This window comes from Nocardiopsis chromatogenes YIM 90109, assembly GCF_000341185.1.
Classification (GTDB): domain Bacteria; phylum Actinomycetota; class Actinomycetes; order Streptosporangiales; family Streptosporangiaceae; genus Nocardiopsis_A; species Nocardiopsis_A chromatogenes.
In genome coordinates this window covers 1-2895 of the sequence record NZ_ANBH01000029.1, presented here as the reverse complement: position 1 = coordinate 2895, position 2895 = coordinate 1, and the positions used below count along the sequence as shown (strand labels likewise).

Annotated in this window: 2 protein-coding genes and 1 pseudogene; 1 reads left to right on the top strand and 2 read right to left on the bottom strand. The window is 75.6% G+C overall.

Going from position 1 to position 2895, the window contains the following annotated elements:
• A pseudogene (locus D476_RS0102595) lies at positions 1–433 on the top strand (TIGR03621 family F420-dependent LLM class oxidoreductase); the annotation flags it as partial.
• Positions 434–483: 50 nt separating this feature from the next.
• Here D476_RS0102595 and D476_RS0102590 read toward each other — a convergent pair.
• Both D476_RS0102590 and D476_RS0102585 read right to left on the bottom strand, forming a co-directional pair.
• Complete coding sequence (locus D476_RS0102590) at positions 484–885, bottom strand: hypothetical protein (RefSeq protein WP_017622424.1); 402 nt, start codon at positions 883–885, stop codon at positions 484–486.
• Positions 886–897: 12 nt separating this feature from the next.
• Positions 898–1536 (bottom strand): AAA family ATPase, encoded by a 639-nt coding sequence (locus D476_RS0102585; RefSeq protein WP_017622423.1) that lies wholly within the window; start codon positions 1534–1536, stop codon positions 898–900.
• Between the last annotated feature and the right edge of the window lie 1359 nt (positions 1537–2895).

Here is a 2895-nt window from a genome sequence, read left to right as displayed (position 1 = left end):
GCGGCTGGCGGCCCGCCGCGCCGACATCGTCGGGTTCGGCGGCCTGAGGCAGCGGCGCGGGGCGCGCATGGGCGTGTTCGACATCGACGGCCCGGAGGAGGTGCTGCGCCGCGTCGGGCTGGTGCGCGAGGAGGCCGGTGCGCGCGCCGCCGACCTGGAGTTCAACGTGCTGGTGCAGTCGGTCGTGGTCACCGACGACGCGGAGGGGGAGGCGGCCCGCCTGGCCGAGCGGTACGCGGGCGGCGGGGGTCTGGACACCGCGGCCGACGTGATGGCCAGCCCCTTCGTGCTGGTGGGGACGGTCGAGGAGATCGCGGCGGAGCTGCTGGAGTCCCGCGAGCGGTACGGCTTCTCCTATGTCACCGTGCACGGGGAGTGCCGCGGGGAGCTGGCCCGGGTCATCCCGCGCGTGCGGGAGCTGGCCGGAGAGTGAGGCCCGGTCTCCCCACCGCCGTCGGCACCGCCGTCAGCTCAGGACCGCCGTCAGCTCAGGGCGAGCGCCAGCAGGGAGGCGGCCAGGGCGAGCACGGCGCTGACGGCCAGGCCGCCGCAGAGCACGGCCGCCGACGGGCGGGGGCGGTCCGAGGTCGACCGGCCCGCGCGGCGCATCACGGCGGGCAGCAGGGCGATGTTGGCGGCGTAGATGATGATCTCCACCGCCAGGGCGCTGAGGAACGCCGCCCCGTACCCGGCACCGGCGGCCAGCTCGCCCAGGGCGGCGAACGCCGGGACGCCGAGGAGCACCGCGACCGACACCGCGCCGAAGGCGACCCGCACCCCCTTGCTCGGGGCGCGGTCCCCGGCCACCAGCAGGAGCCCGAGGAGGGCCGCCATCATGACGGCGCCGACAATGCCGAATAGGACGATGTTGACCAGCGAGTTCACCCCGTCATTGTGTCAGCTCCCCATAGAGGGGCCGAACCGCCCCGAGGTGAGCTGAACCGCACCGGTGAACCGCACCCCGGCCAGCCGCCGCACGTCGTGCCGGGCCAGCACGGTGAGCGAGGCCGCCCCCGGCACCAGGGCACCGGGGCCGCGTTCGCGGGCCCGGCACAGGCGCCGCCAGCGCCGGGTGTGCGCGCGGTGGCTCCGCGCGGTGACGGCCCGCCCGCGCGACCGCTGGGCGGACAGGGCCTCGTCGGGGGAGGCGTCGATCATCACCACGTGGACGGAGTAGCCGCGCAGGCGGCCCAGCAGGGCCAGCAGCAGGCGGACCCACCGCCGGGTCCCGCTCTCGTGCACGGCGACGGGGCCGCCCCGCAGGGCGGCGGCGACCCGCAGCAGGTGCAGGACGTGAACCAGCCACCGCCAGGCGATGTAGGGCAGCGCGGCCAGCGCCGGGGTGAGGCGCAGCCGGGACTGGTGGGAGTCGACGACGCGCACGCCGCCGCGCAGCACGGTGCGGTCCTCGGCCCCGGTGACCCCGAAGAGGTGCCGGAGCAGCGTACTCTTGCCTGCCCCGGGAACCCCGCAGACGAGCACCAGCGACCGCTCGGGAAACGAGAGCACCCGTCCGGCCTCGCCCCTGGCGGGCACAACGGAGGAGGCACCGGCGGAGCCGGTACCACCGACACGTCCGACGGGCTCCGGACACTCGATCAAGGCGCTCATGTCACCAACCTCACCAATGAGGGTAAGGCGTGAATAAGCCTGCCATGAGGGCGATGCGGGATTCGGCCGCCACCGCTCATCGGTCAGGGTCGGGGTGGTTCCCTGGTCCTGCTGGCCGGGCGGCGGGTTGGTGGAGTGTGGGGGAGATGGCGGCAACGAAGGAGGGCGGCGGCCCTTCCGCAGCGCTGTCGGCCGCCGGGCGTGTGCGTGGTCGGTGTGCCCGGCAGCGACGGCAGAGGCGGGGCGGTTCCCCGGCCCTGCTTGCCGTCCGGCGGGTTTCTCGCGGTCCGGGTGGGCGGCGCGGGCGGGTGGGCGGGTGGTCGCCCGCGCTCGTGGCGGCCGTCGGGCCGGTGCGCAGGCCCGGAGGGGCACCCTCCGGCGCGCATTCCGGGCATAACGGGCACACCGCGGAGGTTCGGTGATCCAGGGCGGCGGTACCGCCACTCGACCAGCGGCCCCGTGCAGGTCCCAGCGCCATGGATGCCCCGGGGGCGCCCAAGGGGCCCGGAAGGCGGGTTCCGGGCCTGCCGCTACCGGCCCGGCGTCCGGTTTGCCCGGTTTTCCGGGCGGCGGGGCGCCTCCCGTGCACTGTTCGACGGCCGGGACGGCCTCCCGGATGGTGCGGGCGTGCGTTCATCGCGACACGTGAACGGGGTCCGGCACCAAAAGGCCCCTAAACGGCACACCGGGGTCGTTTACCGGGCCCGATGTCACTGCGTGTAGCCGATATCGGCCCCGCGTGGCCCCCGGGAGCCCGGCGGAGGGGTCCGGACGACTCCGCGCCCGCCCCCGCACCCGAACCGGATACCGCATTCGGGCATGAACAGGGCATATCACCCCTAGAACCTGTTCGGGTATCGCGCTCTTCGTCGCTCGGGGGCCGCCGGGGGCGTCGCTGGGCGCGCTTCCCGCCCCCACCCACACTTAACACGGAGTATTTGCCCAGGTCACAGCCCTGGGGGGTTCGTTATGCGGGTCCGGCGGCGGCCCCGGGCGACGAAGAGCGCGAACCCCGGGGCCGTGCCGCCCGCCTGGACCGCCCGCGGCCCGCCGCCCGGCAGGCAGGGCCGGGGAACCGCCCCGCTCTCGCCGTCGCCGCCGATCACGATGACCACGCGCACGCCCGCCGCCCGACATCGCTGCCGGAAGGGCCGCCGACCTGCGTCGTCGCCGCTCGCCTCCGTTGCGTCCCGACGGCCTGCCTCCCGGCCGGGGGTCGGGAGCGGGGCGCCTGCCGATCCGTGGCCGTCCTCCGGCGGGCTCCTGGTGCGGCCGTGGTCGTGC